At 67.4% G+C, this 14,633-nt stretch carries 12 protein-coding genes and 1 tRNA gene; 3 read left to right on the top strand and 10 right to left on the bottom strand.

The window, feature by feature from the left end:
• Positions 1 to 31: 31 nt before the first annotated feature.
• The 5 genes from BMX93_RS03635 to BMX93_RS03615 are packed head-to-tail and all read right to left on the bottom strand — an operon-like array spanning position 32 to position 5,003.
• Positions 32 to 844, bottom strand: coding sequence for an ABC transporter ATP-binding protein (locus BMX93_RS03635; protein ID WP_091968117.1), 813 nt, complete (start codon positions 842 to 844; stop codon positions 32 to 34).
• Positions 841 to 1,686, bottom strand: a complete 846-nt coding sequence (locus tag BMX93_RS03630) for an ABC transporter ATP-binding protein (protein WP_425438746.1) — start codon at positions 1,684 to 1,686, stop codon at positions 841 to 843. The genes BMX93_RS03635 and BMX93_RS03630 overlap by 4 nt, the downstream gene beginning before the upstream one ends.
• On the bottom strand, positions 1,679 to 2,503 hold the full coding sequence (locus BMX93_RS03625; RefSeq protein WP_091968114.1) for an ABC transporter permease: 825 nt from the start codon (positions 2,501 to 2,503) through the stop codon (positions 1,679 to 1,681). Before BMX93_RS03625 ends, BMX93_RS03630 begins: the two co-directional genes overlap by 8 nt.
• Positions 2,500 to 3,468, bottom strand: coding sequence for an ABC transporter permease (locus BMX93_RS03620; protein ID WP_245725715.1), 969 nt, complete (start codon positions 3,466 to 3,468; stop codon positions 2,500 to 2,502). The genes BMX93_RS03625 and BMX93_RS03620 overlap by 4 nt, the downstream gene beginning before the upstream one ends.
• 8 nt (positions 3,469 to 3,476) lie before the next feature.
• Complete coding sequence (locus BMX93_RS03615) at positions 3,477 to 5,003, bottom strand: ABC transporter substrate-binding protein (protein WP_091968111.1); 1,527 nt, start codon at positions 5,001 to 5,003, stop codon at positions 3,477 to 3,479.
• Between the two features lie 158 nt (positions 5,004 to 5,161).
• On the opposite strand from BMX93_RS03615, the gene BMX93_RS03610 reads away from it, so the two are divergent.
• Positions 5,162 to 5,238: transfer RNA gene (locus tag BMX93_RS03610), tRNA-Met, on the top strand.
• A gap of 139 nt (positions 5,239 to 5,377) precedes the next feature.
• On the opposite strand, the gene BMX93_RS03605 is transcribed toward BMX93_RS03610, so the two are convergent.
• The 3 genes from BMX93_RS03605 to BMX93_RS03595 all read right to left on the bottom strand — a co-directional run bounded on the left by BMX93_RS03605 (position 5,378) and on the right by BMX93_RS03595 (position 8,298).
• Positions 5,378 to 5,716: a VOC family protein gene (locus BMX93_RS03605; RefSeq protein ID WP_091968108.1), complete on the bottom strand. Its 339-nt coding sequence runs from the start codon at positions 5,714 to 5,716 to the stop codon at positions 5,378 to 5,380.
• A 47-nt stretch (positions 5,717 to 5,763) separates the two neighbouring features.
• Positions 5,764 to 6,915 carry a biotin synthase BioB gene (bioB, locus tag BMX93_RS03600; RefSeq protein WP_091968105.1) on the bottom strand — a complete coding sequence of 384 codons (1,152 nt, stop codon included), beginning with the start codon at positions 6,913 to 6,915 and terminating at the stop codon, positions 5,764 to 5,766.
• Between the two features lie 108 nt (positions 6,916 to 7,023).
• A complete protein-coding gene (locus tag BMX93_RS03595) occupies positions 7,024 to 8,298 on the bottom strand; it encodes an alpha/beta fold hydrolase (protein ID WP_091968102.1) in 1,275 nt (424 codons plus the stop codon).
• 73 nt (positions 8,299 to 8,371) lie between these two features.
• On the opposite strand from BMX93_RS03595, the gene BMX93_RS03590 reads away from it, so the two are divergent.
• Positions 8,372 to 9,649, top strand: coding sequence for a M16 family metallopeptidase (locus tag BMX93_RS03590; RefSeq protein ID WP_281245636.1), 1,278 nt, complete (start codon positions 8,372 to 8,374; stop codon positions 9,647 to 9,649).
• Positions 9,646 to 11,013: a M16 family metallopeptidase gene (locus BMX93_RS03585; RefSeq protein ID WP_091968099.1), complete on the top strand. Its 1,368-nt coding sequence runs from the start codon at positions 9,646 to 9,648 to the stop codon at positions 11,011 to 11,013. The genes BMX93_RS03590 and BMX93_RS03585 overlap by 4 nt, the downstream gene beginning before the upstream one ends.
• Before the next feature lie 101 nt (positions 11,014 to 11,114).
• Here BMX93_RS03585 and BMX93_RS03580 read toward each other — a convergent pair whose 3' ends face one another.
• Both BMX93_RS03580 and BMX93_RS03575 read right to left on the bottom strand, forming a co-directional pair.
• Positions 11,115 to 14,066 (bottom strand): UPF0182 family membrane protein, encoded by a 2,952-nt coding sequence (locus BMX93_RS03580; protein WP_177170052.1) that lies wholly within the window; start codon positions 14,064 to 14,066, stop codon positions 11,115 to 11,117.
• Positions 14,063 to 14,614, bottom strand: coding sequence for a PPA1309 family protein (locus BMX93_RS03575; RefSeq protein ID WP_091968093.1), 552 nt, complete (start codon positions 14,612 to 14,614; stop codon positions 14,063 to 14,065). Before BMX93_RS03575 ends, BMX93_RS03580 begins: the two co-directional genes overlap by 4 nt.
• Between the last annotated feature and the right edge of the window lie 19 nt (positions 14,615 to 14,633).

Here is a 14,633-nt window from a genome sequence, read left to right as displayed (position 1 = left end):
ATGGTCCGGCAGGTGCTGGCCCGCCACGATCTCAACCGCGATGCGCTCGGATGCTCGGCACGCTGGCGAGCAGGGTCTTGGTGTAGTCGTGCCTCGGGTTGCGATAGACCTGCTCGACAGGGCCCGATTCCACCACCCGGCCCGCCTGCATGACGGCCACCGAATCGCAGACATGGCGTACCACCGCCAAGTCGTGGCCCACCAGGACGAACGTCAACCCCCGTGCCCGGACGAGGTCGACGAACAAGTTGAGCACGTGAGCGCGGACCGAGACGTCGAGGGCGGAGACCGGCTCGTCGGCCAGCAGGACATCGGGTTCGGGTGCCAGGGCGCGGGCTATTGCGACTCGCTGGCGTTGGCCTCCGCTCAGCTCGTGGGGATAGCGCCGGGCGATGTCGGGTTCGAGCTCGGCCTCGGCAAGCACCTCGACGAGCCGAGCCCGCCGGTCCGCCGGCGCGTCGCCCCGGCCCCTCACAAGCGGCGAGCGCAGCGGCTCAGTGACGATGTCGGCCACCTTCATGCGCGGATCCAGTGAGCTGTTGGGGTCCTGGAAGACCATCTGGACGCTGGAGCGCAGCGCCCCCAGATCGCGGGGGCGCGCGCTGTCGATCCGGTGACCGCGGAAGCTGATCCGGCCGGATGTGGGGGCGACGATGGCGGCCATCATGCGCAGCAAGGTGGACTTTCCCGAGCCGGACTCCCCGACAATCCCCAATCGCTGACCGGCCATGACATCGAGGTCGACACCATCGACGGCTGCCACTGTGCCGGCGCCACGACCGCGTCGCCGGTGGAAGGTGCGCCGTACCTCACGCAGAGCAAACTCCGGGGTCGACTCGCTCATCGCCGCTCCTGTGACGCGTCCCAAAAGTCCTCGATCACCCGAAGCCGAGCTCCGGGGGCCACCTCGTCGAGTCGCGCGGTGGCCACGAGTCCGCGGGTGTAGGGATGGCGTGCGTGATCCAGCAGCACCGCCACCGGGCCGGCCTCCACGATCTGGCCGCGATACATCACGATCACGTCGTCACAGATCTGCGAGACCACCGCCAAGTCGTGGCTGATGAACAGGCATGCGGCGCCCACCTCGCGCAGCCCTCGATCGAGCACATCGAGCACCCTGGCCTGCACCGTGACGTCGAGGGCAGTGGTCGGCTCGTCGCAGATGATGAGCTCAGGCCGGTTGATGAGCGCCATCGCCACCATCACCCGTTGGCGTTGCCCGCCCGACAGCTGGAAGGGATAACTGTCGGCGATCCGCTCCGCGTCGGGCAGACCCACCTCCTCCAGCATCCGGCAGACCCGCTCGCGAGTGTGCCCGCTCCCGGTGCGAGCGCAGTGCAGGCGCACCACCTCGGCCACCTGGCGGCCAACCCGCATTGTCGGATCCAGGGCGGTCATCGGTTCCTGGAACACCATCGACATCTCGCGGCCCCGGATGCGCGCCATCTTCGCGTCGCCGAGCCCGACGAGCTCGCGACCTGCCAGGCGTACCGAACCAGACAGATGGGCAGTGTCGGGAAGCAGTCCCATGAGCGCCAGTGCGGTGACCGACTTGCCCGAACCGGACTCGCCGATCAGACCCAGGCGCTGGCCGGCGCGCAGCGTGAAGCTGATGCCGCCGATGGTGGGCCGGGACGCGCCCTCGAAACCGACGACCATGTTCTCCACGCTCAGCAGCTCAGTCATCGTGCCTCCCGGTCCTGAGCCGGGGATCCAGCGCATCGCGCAGGCCATCGCCCAGCAGGTTGAATCCGAGCACTGCCACAGCGATGAACATGCCGGGCCACAGCAGCTGCAGCGGTGCCTGGTACAGGTATTTCTGGGCGTCGTAGAGCATGCGTCCCCAGCTCGGCGTGGTTGGCGCAGTGCCGATCCCCAGATAGCTCAGACCCGCCTCGGCGAGGATCGCCAGGCCGAAACTCGTCGAGGTCTGCACGAGAACGACAGGCGCGATGTTCACCAGCACATGAGTTCGCGCGATCCCACCCCAGCCGATTCCGCTGGCCCGTGCCGCCGCCACATAGTCGCGTGCCATCACGGAGCGGGTGGCACCGTGGGCCACCCGCGCGAAGGCGGGCACCGTGCTCACCCCGATCGCCACCATCGCGGTGCCGGTGGACGCGCTGCCCCGCGCGGCCGCCAGCAGGATGGCGAGCAGCAGAGCCGGGAAGGCGTAGAGCACATCGCTGACCCGCATGATGGCCCTGCCGATCCGTCCTGGGGCCATTCCCGCCCAGATGCCCAGCGGCACCCCGACCAGTGCGCCGATGGCGACGGACACGATGCCGACCTGCAGGCAGATCCTTGCACCGACGAGGAGCTGGGAGAAGATGTCGCGCCCGAAGCCGTCAGTGCCGAACAGGTGCGCCGCGCTCGGCTGGGCAAGGGCCTGAGAGGCCTCCACCTGGCCAGGATCATAGGGCGTCCAAAACAGTGCGACAAGGGCCATGACGACGACAACCCCGACGCAGGCCGTCCCGGCGATGAGCCCGGCGCGCCTCATGCCCCGGCCTCCGTGGCCTCGGCGCGCAGGCGCGGGTCCGCCAGCCGGGCGACGAGATCGACCACGCCGTTGATGACGAGCACGAGTGCCACTTGAATCATGACGATGGTCTGCACAACAGGCAGATCGCGCTGATTCACGCTGGACAGCAGCAGCGAGCCGAGGCCCGGCAGCACGAAGACGTTCTCGATGACGATGGCCCCGACGAACAAGGTGGCGAGCTGCAGCCCGAGCACGGTGAGCACCTGGAGACTGGCATTGCGCAGACCGTGGCGCAGCACTGCCGAGCCGAAACGCCAGCCCACGGCCCGGGCGGTGCGAAAGTAGTCCTCGCCGAGAACGTCGATGAACGCCGATCGGACATAGCGCACGAGGACCGCCGATTGGACGATGGCCAGGGAGACCACCGGGAGGACGAGGTGTCGCGCCCACCCTCCGGGGTCCTCGGCGAGCCGGACATAGCCATTGGCCGGCAGCCAGCTCAGCTGGACGGCGAAGACCACGACGAGCAGCATGCCGGCGAGGAAGGCGGGCACGGCCATGCCGAGCTGGGACAGACCCGCCCAGATGAGGCCGTCGAGATGCTTGCGCCGCAGTGCAGCAGCGATGCCCACCGGCACCGCGATGACGATGGCCAGGGCCATGCCCAGCGTCACGAGCCAGCCCGTGACAGCCAGCTTGGGGCCAATGAGCGCCAACACCGGCTGGCCGCTCAGCGCGGATCTCCCGGCGTCGCCGGTGAGCAGACCGCCGATCCACTCCAGATAGCGCAGCGGCCACGGCCGGTCGAGGCCCATCGTAGTGCGCAGCGCGGCGATCGAGGAGGCGTCGGCGTTGGGGCCGAGAATGGTTCCCGCCACGTCTCCGGGCAGCAGATTGACCACCATGAAGATGATGAGCGAGGTGACCAGGAGGGTGGCCGCGAAGATCAGCAGCTCACGGGCGATCGTCGAGGCGACGCGCACGAAGGGCCTCAGAAGTCCTTGGACGAGATCGTCGTCAGGTCGAAGCTGTCGGAGGTGAGGTTCTCGGCGACCCCGGACAGGTCCGCGCGGATGACGACGAGATTGGCGAGCAGATAGAGGAAATCGGCCGCCGCATCGGTGGCCAGCATTTCCGCCGCCTTCTTCATGATTCCGTTCACCTCATCGGCCGGCCCGGTCTGCGCCTGCTGGATGAGCTTCTGGAAGGCCGGATTGTCGTAGTGCCAGTAGTACTGGGGATCGGCCCACTTGACGATGTCACGACCCTCGGCGTGGCCGATGATCGTCATATCGTAGTTGCCCTTCGTCATCACCTCGTCGATCCAGCGGGCCGGGAAGTCCAGCTGGTCGACGGTGACCGTGATGCCGACGTCCTTGAGAGCGCTCGTGACGAAGGTCGCCGCTGCGGTGGCGTAGGGCAATGTCGGCACTCGCAGGGCGAGCGTGAGACCCGATGAGTGACCAGCCTCGGCCAGCAGGCTGCGTGCCTTGTCGGGATCGAAGCTATAGGTGTTCGAGAGATCCTCGTACCATGGATCGGTGGGCGGGACCATGGATCCGATGAGGCGCCCGTGCCCGTCGGCGACGGTCTGCAGCAGCTCGGGGCGGTTGATCGCGTAGTTGATGGCCCGGCGTACCCGGATGTCGCCGAAGACCGGGCGGGAGTGATTGAACCCCATGACCACCTCGGACATCGTCGTCCCGTCGAGGATCGTGAACCGGCTGGTGTCCTTGAACTGCCCGAGCGCCTGGGGAGCCTGGACGTTCGAGATGATGTCGAGATCGCCGCTGCTCAGCGCCGCATTCTCGGCATTGGGATCGGCGTAGTACTTGAAGGTGGCCTTGTCGAACTTGGTCGGTGTGCCCCAGTAGCTCGCGTTGCGTACCAGTGAGAGCGACTCACCCTGGCTCCAGGCGCTGAAGACGAAGGGGCCCGAACCAGCCGGCTTCTGGTTGAGCGTCGACAAGGCCGAGGGTTCGTAGACGATGCCGGCGGTCTGCGCCAGGAAGTACAGCAGGAAGTTGTCGGGGTGCTTGAGCCTGAGGACGAGGGTGCCTGGATCGGGGGTCTCGACCCGGTCGATGGCTGCCAGCTGCGACTTCAGCGTCGCCAGCGTCGTGGGATCCTGGCCGATGCGGTCGAGGGAGGTCTTGACGGCGGAGGCGTCCAGCGCCGCACCGCTGGCGAATCTCGCGTTCGGCTCGAGGGTGAAGGTGTAGGACAGCCCGTCGGGGCTCTCGGTCCAGCTCTTGGCGAGCAGCGGCTGGTAGGCGCCCTTGCCGTCCACCTTGAGCAGGGTCTCGTAGACGTTGTAGAGCAGGGCCTGGGAGATCGCCGCAGCAGTGTTCGTGGAAGGGTCGAGCGCGTCGGGCGCTGCCGTGGCGCCGACGACCAAGTCGTGCACCTGGGCCTGGCTGCCACTGCCGCCGTCCTTGGAGGAGCACCCCACCAGGGACGCCAACGATCCGGCGAGCGCGGCGCCGATGAGCGGCCGACGGCCAATCCTGAAGTCCATGGTGCTTCTCCTCATGAGGTTCGGGCAGATCCGCCCGCAGCAGAGCATGGACATTGTACAAGCGGGCCTCCCACGGGCTGGCACCAGCAGTGCGGTTACGCCGTGCAGAGCCTCGGATTTGGCACCAGCCGCTCTCGCGAGTAGAGTTGTCCGGGCGACGCGGGGTGGAGCAGCTCGGTAGCTCGCTGGGCTCATAACCCAGAGGTCACAGGTTCAAATCCTGTCCCCGCTACCAATGGTGGCCCCTGACCAGGTCTTTTGATCCGGTCAGGGGCTTTCTTCACGTCCTGCTGTTGTTTGGATCCTGTCGCCTCTCGTGCCCGCCCTGCGTGCACGTCCTCCTCACGGCTGCACGGGTCGTCGGTTGGAGCGGGTCACTGCCCCGAAACGCAGAACTCCAAGCCCTCGGGGTCGCGCATGACGGTCCACGTGAAGCCACTACCGCCGGGCATCTGGTGCTCGGCGACAACCGCCGCCCCGAGTGCGATGAGCCGATCCACCTCGGCCAGCCGGTCAGCGCTGTGGAGGTCCAGGTGCATCCGGTTCTTGCCCGGCGTGGGATCGTCCACTTTCTGGAAACCGAGCACCGGTGTGGAGCCGATCATGACGAATTCCTCGTAATTCTCCACAATGTTCACGCCGAGCGCCTTGGTCCAGAAAGCGGCCTCGGCACCCGGATCCGTACAGTCGGCGGTGACCATTCCTATGTTCATGGCCCCACGCTACCGGCACTGTCGGCGGATGACCACCGGCAGTGCGTTCACACATTCGGCAGGCTGGAGGTACCGATACCCCGTGTCCTGATGGCAACCCCGGCGGCGTCGACGAGCACCGGCCCGGTCGTGTCCTCCCCCAGTGCGCTGGCCACCGCGACAACGCTTCGGGCATCGGGCTCGGGGCCGAAGCAGATCTGGCCGGACGTGCTCGGTTCGGGCGCCTCGACGTGGAAACCCATGTCGGCGATCATTTCCCGGTCATCACGGCCGGACTGTCCCTCACTCGTGAGGTAGTCGCCCAGGAAGATCGAATTGCACACCTCCAGAACCAACGGCTGCAGAGTGCGAATGTGGTATTCGCGGCCTGCTGCCGAACGCACCTCCCGGTCGGGATGGATCATGCGCACCATCGACAGGATCCGCAGGCAGCGCTGAGGGGTCAGTTCGCGGTGGTCAGCCAAACGGGTGCCCTCGAAGGGCAGCAGGAGATTCACCGGCACGGACTCCGCATCGAGTTCGCGCAGAGCCAGCGCCACCTCGACGAGTTGCTCGTCGGTCTCCCCCATCCCCGCGATGAGCCCGGTGCACGGGCTGATCCCGGCGCGCCGGGCGGCCTGCATCGTGGCCACCCGGTCGGCATAGCTGTGTGTTGAGCAGATCTCGCAATAGTGCGACTCGGCCGTGTTCAGATTGTGGTTGTAACGGTCCGAGCCGGCCTCGTACAAGGTCTTCGCCTTCTCGTCGTCGAGGAAACCGAGACAGGTGCAGATGTGCAGACTCGGGTGCTCACGGTGAATCCTTGCGACGATGCCAGCCACCTTGTCCACCTCGCGGCGCGAGGGTCCTCGCCCGGACGCGACGAGGCAGACGGTGCTGGCGCCCCGGGCGACCCCGGCCTCCACGGCACGGCGGACCTCGCCATCCTCGACCCAGCTGTAGCGCGGGATCTGTGCCGTGGACGCCAGCGACTGGGAGCAGTAGGCGCAGTCCTCCGAGCACAGACCGGACTTCAGATTGACCAGATAGTTCAATCGCACACCGGTACCGAAGAAATGGCGCCGCACCCGGCCGGCCGCCGCGACCACGCTCATCGTCTCGTCATCGCCGGCCTTGAGGATGTCCAGCGCCTGCTCGGTCGTGGCCGGTTCGCCACGCAATGCCCGCGCCGTGATCTCGTCGAGTTCTCCGACCTGCATGACCCCGCCCCCCGTGGGCCCCGATGCCGACGCTGTGTCGACGATGGTCTGCCCACCTCGGGGCCACAGCCTAGGGCACCCTCCTGAACGGTGTTCAGGAGGGTGCCCTCAGCGGGCGATGTCGTCGGCGGCCAGGGCGATCAGCCGTCCGAGCACTGCCCCGCCCGAGGCGATTGACCCGTCGTGCTCGTACTCGCTTGTCACCCAGGTGCGCATCCGCGGGATGAGCGCCGCGGTCTGCAGCGAGTACTCCATGGGCACATAGGCGTCATTGGCATAGATCGCCGCAGCGCAGGGCACCTGGGTCTGCGCCAGCGCATCGGGATCGTAGAGCTTGGGCCAGTTCTGCTCGGCGATGGCGTACGCGCAGGCCTTCCAGGGGCGCAGCGAGGAATCCTCGTCGAACCACTCGGGGAAGACATGCTCGCCGGTCAACAAGGTCGGATCCGTCCGGAACTCATCGGGCAAAGTGCGTGCCGCGGCCCAGCGAGTGGCGACCCCGTCGGCGTAGGAGGACTCGTGGATGACCGTGTAGAGCGGATTGCGCCCGCCGAATGGCAGGGCGTCGGCGAGGTCGTACCGGAAGCCGCGCGAGCCCGGGTCGCGCTCGAGCAGATAGTGCAGCCGGGCCGCACCGGCCGATCCGCCCAGACCGTGGCCGAGCGAACGCAACCGCGAGGGCGAGACGACGTCGCCATTGGGTGTGCGGATGGCCTCCTCGTCGGCGAGCGTCAGCAGCCGGCGCATCCTCTCCCGATCCTGCGGAAACCGCCGGTAGAACTGCTCCGACTTCACGGCGAGTGCGCGGTAGCAAGCCTCGTAGATGTCCTCGCAGCCTCGCCCCACCGCGGGCAGGCCGCCCGTGAAGTAGCTCGCCAACAGCGATTCGGGATGCATCGACAGATAGTGCAGCAGTGTGAAGCCGCCGAACGACTGTCCGAGCACGGCCCACTGGTCAATGCCCAGGTGCACACGCAGATCCTCGCAGTCGGCAACGATCTCGTCGGCCCTCATATGGGACAGGTACTCCGCCTGGTCCTCGGCAGCGCCGATGGGCTCGCTCACCGGGCTGGACAGCCCGGTGCCGCGCTGATCGAGCAGCACGAGACGGAAGTCCTGCAGCGCCCGGGCCAGCCAGCCGGGCACCTGCGGCGCAAGGCTCGGACGCGGCGACTCGCAGCCGGGGCCACCCTGCAGGAAGAGCAGATAGGGCCGGTCCTGCCCGTCGGGTGCGCTCACCAACCGGGCGAAGACCTCGAGGCGACGCTCGTCGTCGGGGTTTCGGTGATCGAGGGGAACGTTGATCCGCACCTGCCGGGTGATGAGACCGGGCAGACGGCGTTGCCAATTCGCAGGTGCCGGATCGAAGGGGGTCGAGGTCATGGACCAAGGCTAGGACGAGCGGCCCCCGGATGGTTACCGCAGGAACCTCGCAGCCCGTCGCTAAGCTGGCGCGGTGCCCCACTTCGACCTCGACTACCAGCTCACCGAAGCCGTACTGGACAATGGCCTGCGCGTCATCGTCAACCGCGATCCGATGGCCCCGGCGCAGGCAGTGAACATCTGGTACCAGGTCGGCTCGGCCGACGAGCGAGCCGGCGCCACCGGCTTCGCCCACCTGTTCGAGCACCTCATGTTCTCTGGCTCACGGCAGGTGGCGTCCAGCGAACACCTGTCGAGCATCGAGTCGATCGGCGGAAGCGCCAATGCCACGACCTCCTTCGATCGCACGAACTTCTTCGAAACGGTGCCGCCGGGGGCCCTCGAGTTGGCGCTGTGGCTTGAAGCCGAACGGATGGAGAGCCTGGCTGTCACCGAGGAGAACTTCGCCACCCAACGCGAGGTGGTGAAGGAGGAGAAGCGACAGCGCTACGACAACGTCCCCTATGGCGACCAGATCGAACTGCTGCTCGGCCTGAACTTCCCGACGGGCCACCCCTACGATCATCCGCCGATCGGCTCGATGGCCGACCTCGACGCGGCCAGCCTCGACGATGCCCAGGACTTCTACCGCCGCTGGTACCGACCCGACAATGCCGTGCTCAGTGTGTGCGGGCCGTTGCCCCCCAAGGACGTGATCGAGCTTGCCAGACGACAGCTTGGCGCCATCGAGCCGAAAGCGCCCGACCAGCCCCGCCAGGCGATACCTGCCCGCCCCCACAGCGGCGAACCCTTCAGCCTCGTGGAGCGCGCGGTGCCGAGCACCCTGCTGCACCTGTGCTGGCGCACGCCTCCCTTCGCCGATCCCGCCCATCTGGCGGTGGAGCAGGCCCTGGCGATCCTGGCGAGCGGCCAGGCCAGCCGGCTCCCCGAGCTGCTCGAACGGCGGATCGGTTCTGCCGAGTCGGTGGGCTCGGGTGACTTCGGGCTGTCCCGGGAGGTCTCGCTGGCTACCATCACTGCCAGGGTGCGTCGCGGGCACCGTGCCGAGGAGATCATCGACGCCACGCTGACCGAGCTGGACCGGCTCGCCTGCGCGGGCCCCACCGCCCAGGAGCTGGCACGCGCAAACGCCACCTTCGATCGCGAATGGCTCGGCCGGCTCGCCAGTGTCGAGGCCAGGGCCGACGAGATCAGCTCGTTCGCCACACTGACCGGCGACCCGCGCGAGATCAACTCACTGCTCTCGCGAGTGCACGCCATCACCGCAGACGAGATCGCCCAGGCCACCCGCGACTGGCTCGCCCCGGCAGCGCGCGCGACACTCGTCTACCAAGCCCAGGAGAACCGATGACGATGCCCACAGTCGGCCCCCGTCCGCAGGTACATGAGGCTCGCCCCTGGCACTTTCCGCGCCCGCAGGTACAGCCGCTGGCCAACGGCATGCAGGTATGGGCCTTCCAGCTGCCCGGTCAGCACGTGCTGAGCGTGCAGCTGGTCATGGACATCGCCTTGGCCGATGAGCCTCCCGGTCTCGACGGGGTGGCCACCTTGGCGCTGCGCGGCAGCGACGAGGGCAGCCGCACCCATCCCGGGTTCGAGCTCGCTCGGCGCATCGAGGACATCGGTGCCGCCTATGACGGCAATGCCGGATGGTGGGGCACGGCGGCTGGGATCAGCGTCGCCGCGCCGCAGGCCCGAGATGGCCTCCAGCTCCTGCACGAGATCGTCCGCGAGCCGCTCTATGCACCCGACGACATCGAGCGGCATCGTGCCATCCGGCTCGCCGAGATCGAGCGCTCAAGGCTCAATTCCGCCGTCCTGGCTGGCGCCGCTGTTCGCGAGGCAATGTGGCCGACCGCCAGCCGGCAGGCGTTGGCGGCTGGCGGGAGCGCATCGGGCATCGAGGCGTCCGACGAGCACGCGATCCACGAGTTCCACGACCGCTGGTGGCGTCCCGAGGGGGCGACACTCGTGCTGGCCGGCGATCTTCCCGAGGGGTTGACGCAGGCTGCCTGTGAACTCTTCGGCGCCTGGCCGGCCACCGGCCTCAGGCCGGACCGCACGGCACCGGAGGGACATGGAGGGAGCCCAACGATCCGGGTTGTCGACCGGCCCGGCGCAGTGGCCGCCGACCTGCAGATCGGGTTGATCACTCCCGGCCGCCAACACCCGGACTGGGCACGCATGCAGGTGGCCACGATGTGCCTGGGAGGTCTGTTCGGGAGCCGCCTCAATCTCGTCCTGCGCGAGCAGCGCGGATACACCTACGGGGTACAGGCCGGGCTTCACGCCGGACGGTTCAACGGCACCTTCTCGGTGCGCTCGAGTTTCCGCACCGAGGTGGCAGCCAGGGCCTGCCGAGAGGTGGTCAACCTGCTCGACGTGGCCGCCCAACCGCTCGACGAGCACGAGACCGGCGACGCGGTGCGCTATCTTTCGGGGATCGCGCCGCTGCGCTACGACACCGCCGAGGCCATCGCCGAGCAGGCCAGTGTCCTGGCCGCACACCAGGTGTCACCCGGGTGGATCGACGAGTTGCACGCCCGTATCGCGTCCACCTCCGCCGAGCAGGCGAGCGCCGCCTTCGCCCGCCACATCGGCACGGCCGTGGCCCGGGGTGGGGCGCACATCGCGCTGTGCGGCGACGCCGCGACGCTTGCTCCCCAGTTGGAATCGCAGGGTTTCGGGGTCGAGCTCGTCACACCGACCCTCTGAACCTGCCGATTCTGAGGCCCCGCCGCCGTGCGGGCAGGGTCCCCGCGAGCCGACGTTCTTCCCTGCGAACAGGCAGCCCCTGCATCCCGTCAGGCTCCCACTCAGCCACCGAGCGCCTTGGTGGCCTCGTTCACCTTGGACTGGGCGATGGCCAGCTGGGACTGGTAGCCGGCCAGATCCCCCTTCTTCAGCGCCTCGTCCGCGGCGGCGAAGGCCGCGTTCGCGTCGGAAAGCGCCTGCCGGGCCACCGGGTCACCGGAATTGCCGCCGGATCCGCCGCCCGGAGCCGCCTGGGCCGGGGGCTGGGTGCCGGTGTCCGCGCCCGAGTCGCCCCCGAAGACCGAGTCGAGCGCGTCCTGCAGCGTCGTGCCGATGCCAATGTGGGTTCCGTAGCGCACGACGACGAAGCGCAGCACAGGGTAGCTGCCCGCCGCCGATCCACCACTGGAGGAGTCCTTGCGCTGGGTGTAGATCGGCTCCACATAGATGAGCCCATCGCCCATCGGCAAGGTGAGCAGGTTCCCGTACAGGGCATCGGCAGTGGCATTGCCGCTCTGGCCGACGAAGGCCAGCAGCTTATTGGCCACCTGCTGGTCGGAGACGATGGCGTTGTAGGTCTGGTTGGGCCCGGGCACCTGCTCCGAGCCCGACAGGCGCAGGACGCGCAGCGTGCCGTAGTCCTTGCTGGAGGCATCGGCGACCACCGACATATAGGCGCCCATGTTCTCCCGGTTGTTCGGCACATAGACGGCCGTCTGGCTGAACACCGCCGACGAGTCCCCGGGCCACTTGATCGACAGATAGTACGGCGGCTCGGACTTCCCGCTCTTGTCGCGCGGGTCGGCAGGCACCACCCACAGATCGGACTGGTTATACCAGCTGCCTGGATCGGTCATGTGATAGCGCCCGAGAATCTGGCGCTGCACCTTGAAGATGTCCTGCGGATAGCGCAGGTGATCCAGGAGATCGGCGGAGATCTCGCTCTTGGGCAGCAACAGCCCGGGGTAGGCCTTCGACCAGGTCTGGACGATCGGATCGCTGGGATCCCAGTCGTAGAGCTTGACCGTTCCGTCGTAGGCGTCCACGACCCCCTTGACGGAATTGCGAATGTAGTTGACCTGGCGGGTGTCGCCGGAGGTGCGCCAGTCGCTGGCCGAGTCGGAGATGGTGTCCTGGTAGTTCACGTGCTGGGAGTCCGGATAGTCCGCTGTGGTCGTGTAGCCGTCCACGATCCATACGACGCGTCCATCGACCACCGCCGGGTAGGGGTCCTGGTCGACCGTCAGCCAGGGCGCGATCTGCTTGACTCGCTGCTGCGGAGTGCGGTCGTAGAGGATCCGCGAGGCCTTGTTCACCCGCCCCGACAGCAGCAGGTTGAGATCGGCGAACTTCGTGGAGTACATCGCCCGCACGATGGGGTTACCGATGGCCACGCCACCCTTGCCCGCGTAGGTGGTGTGCTGTTCGCCTCCCGTGTCGCTGCCACCGGGGGTGTCCAGCTCGACCGGGGTGGCACCCTCGACATTTCCGGCGATGACGTACTGCGACTCCTGCTCCCCGAAGTACAGCCGGGGCTCCTTCTCGTCCAGCAGCCCGGTGGGAGGAATGTCACCCTCGATCCATTCCGGCTCACCGCTGTCCTGCAGACGATTGCCATAGGCCGCCACGAGACCGAAACCGTGGGTATAGACGGTGTGGATGTTGTTCCAGCTCTGGTCGGGCAGCCCGGAAATGTCGATCTCGCGGGCGGCGACGATCGTGTCGGTGGTCTGCCCGTTGAGGGTGTAGCGGTCCACGTCGAGGACCGGGGGGAAGGAGTAGTAGCCGCGCACCTGCTGCAGCTGCTCGAAGGTGGGCGCCACGATCGCCGGGTCGACGAGCCTGATACCGGGCAAGGCCTCGGCGTCGGACTTGAGCTGGCCCGCGCTCACCGTGGTCTTCGCCGAATAGTCGCTCACCTGGACGTCGTCTATGTCATAGGCCTTGCGGGTGGCGGCGATCTGGTCGGCGATATAGGGACGCTCACGGTCCGGCTCGTTCGGTTTCACGCCGAATTGCTGCACGAAGCTGGGGTACAGCCCCTGAATGAGCAGGCTCGAGACGATCATGAGGATGATCGCAGTGCCCGGCAGGCGCCACATCTTCAACTTGGCATTGGCGAAGAACATCGCGGCGCAGATGAATGAGATGATCGCCACGATGAGTCGCGCGGTGATCCGCGAGTGGGCATCGGTGTACCCGATTCCGGTGAACAGCGAGTCATTGTCGCTCACCGCGAACTCATAGCGCGACAACAGGCGCTGCAGGCCGTAGACGACGAAGACCAGGCCCAGCATCACCGAGAGATGAACCTGCGCGGCACCGTTGAAGGGACTGCTCAACGGCTGGCGGCCCGGCCGAGAGATGCGAGGCTCGAACAGCTCGTCGCGCAGCCTCATGGTCGGGGCATGAACCGAGCCCGTGACGAAGTGCACGAGTCCGGCCAGCACGGTTCCCAGGACGAGGGCACCCATGAGCGCGGCCAGCACGAACTGGAGGAAGGGCATGGTGAACACGAAGAAGGAGACGTCCATGCCGAAATGGGCGTCCTTGGTCCCGAATGACGTGCGATGCAGAAAGGCCAGCGTCGTGTCGATGTTTCCCGTGGCCACGGCGCCTGCGATGACACCGAGAAGAACCGAGGGAACCGCGATGAAGGTCTTCGTACGCCGGCTCATCGCCCCCCGATAGTGATCGAGGAGGTCGGATTCCAGCGAGGCGGCATTGACCGGGCGATTGCGCCAGGCGATGACCATGTTCACGGCGCTCGTTGCGCCGGTCAGCAGCGCACCGCAGGCGAACAGGACGACACCGGTCACCCAACGAGTCGTGAAGACCTGCCCGAAATCGAGGTTTTTGAACCACAGCCAGTCGGTGAACAATTCACTGACGAGCCACCACACCAGCACAACGGCGACGAGAACGATGAGCGTCGGCCCGAGGGCACCGCGCCGGCGACGGGTCCCTGTCCGCGATGGCCGTCCGGAGTGTGCGGCACTGCCTGTCTGACTCACGATTGCCCTTCCCCTGCGGTGAATGTGCGGGCCAGCGCCCGGCGCAGGGCCGGGACGAGATCATTGCCTGCCAGAAGCTCCTGCGGTGAGCTGGCCAGACGTGCCACACCGTACCCGCTGCCGTCGCGCAAGACGCCGACCACGACACGGATGTCCTCGCGTTGCGGATGCCGGGCCACGTACTCGGCCGCCAGCTCGGGGTCCTCGGGCAACTCGGGTTCAGCCGAGGCAGGCAGGAAGCTCCGCTCGGTGCACAGGGCAACGCCGTGCACTCCAGCACCCCAGCCGATTCCCGCCAGGGCCGTGAGCAGATCGGCGCCCGGATGGAAGTCCTCCTGCTCCACGCTGGACAGCTCATCCGGTGAGCTTTCGCGCAGCTGCCCGGCCAGCGATGGTTCAGCGGCCAACAGTTCGGCGGTCGGAACGAGGGCGAACAGGCGAGCCGGCTGGTCCCAGCCTCCGTGTGCCACGTGGTGCTCGATCTCGACGAGCGCGGCGGTCAGTGGTTCGAGGTGTTCGGGCACCGGCTGGTGCGGAGCAGAACTCATGGCATTCCTCACTCACCGG

Source organism: Propionibacterium cyclohexanicum, assembly GCF_900111365.1.
GTDB classification, from domain to species: domain Bacteria; phylum Actinomycetota; class Actinomycetes; order Propionibacteriales; family Propionibacteriaceae; genus Propionibacterium; species Propionibacterium cyclohexanicum.
The sequence above is the reverse complement of the archived record's forward strand: the minus strand, read 5'-3'. Positions and strand labels throughout refer to the sequence as shown.

Coding starts and splice junctions, on each gene's coding strand:
- BMX93_RS03615 (WP_091968111.1), bottom strand. CDS start 5,003: ATGGACTTCAGGATTGGCCGTCGGCCGCTCATCGGCGCCGCGCTCGCC.
- bioB (WP_091968105.1), bottom strand. CDS start 6,915: ATGCAGGTCGGAGAACTCGACGAGATCACGGCGCGGGCATTGCGTGGC.
- BMX93_RS03575 (WP_091968093.1), bottom strand. CDS start 14,614: ATGAGTTCTGCTCCGCACCAGCCGGTGCCCGAACACCTCGAACCACTG.
- BMX93_RS03605 (WP_091968108.1), bottom strand. CDS start 5,716: ATGAACATAGGAATGGTCACCGCCGACTGTACGGATCCGGGTGCCGAG.
- BMX93_RS03585 (WP_091968099.1), top strand. CDS start 9,646: ATGACGATGCCCACAGTCGGCCCCCGTCCGCAGGTACATGAGGCTCGC.
- BMX93_RS03595 (WP_091968102.1), bottom strand. CDS start 8,298: ATGACCTCGACCCCCTTCGATCCGGCACCTGCGAATTGGCAACGCCGT.
- BMX93_RS03630 (WP_425438746.1), bottom strand. CDS start 1,686: ATGACTGAGCTGCTGAGCGTGGAGAACATGGTCGTCGGTTTCGAGGGC.
- BMX93_RS03635 (WP_091968117.1), bottom strand. CDS start 844: ATGAGCGAGTCGACCCCGGAGTTTGCTCTGCGTGAGGTACGGCGCACC.
- BMX93_RS03625 (WP_091968114.1), bottom strand. CDS start 2,503: ATGAGGCGCGCCGGGCTCATCGCCGGGACGGCCTGCGTCGGGGTTGTC.